The following is a 638-nucleotide window of genomic DNA, read 5'->3' as shown; positions in this document are numbered from 1 at the left end:
CACTGTCAATGAATGTGCACAAATCGGTCGTAACGATCTAACGGTTGCCACTAACCTACAAGAAGCACGTCTGCTTTGTGGCAGCGAAGACACATTCCAAGCTCTAAAAAAGGTCGTGCTATCCGACTCTTTCTGGCCGAGCGAAACCTTCTACCGCGCAAAAATCCAAGAACAACGCGAACGTCATGCTCGCTACCACGATACGACCTATAACTTAGAGCCCGACATCAAATCGACCCCAGGAGGTCTTCGCGATATTCACACTTTGAGCTGGGTAGCGCGCCGTCACTTTGGCGCCACATCTCTGCTAGAGATGAGCCGTTACGGCTTTCTTACCGATGCGGAATACCGCGAACTGGTGGAGTGTCAGGACTTCTTGTGGCGTGTCCGCTTTGCGCTGCACATTGAACTTCGCCGATACGACAACCGTTTGACCTTCGCACATCAAGCACAAGTGGCCGAAAACCTCGGTTATGTTGGTGAAGGCAATCGCGGCGTCGAGATGATGATGAAAGAGTTTTATCGCACACTTCGTCGCGTCGCAGAATTAAACAAAATGCTGCTCAAACTGTTTGATCAAGCCATCATCAATGGTGGCGCGACTGAAAACGCAGAAAGTTTGGATGCAGATTTTCAAC

General features: G+C 50.0%; 1 pseudogene. It reads left to right on the top strand.

Going from position 1 to position 638, the window contains the following annotated elements:
* Positions 1-638, top strand: a pseudogene (locus R7Q46_RS27875) ([protein-PII] uridylyltransferase); the annotation flags it as partial.

Source organism: Vibrio sp. 811 (assembly GCF_033339195.1).
This window is presented reverse-complemented; position numbering and strand designations above follow the sequence as displayed.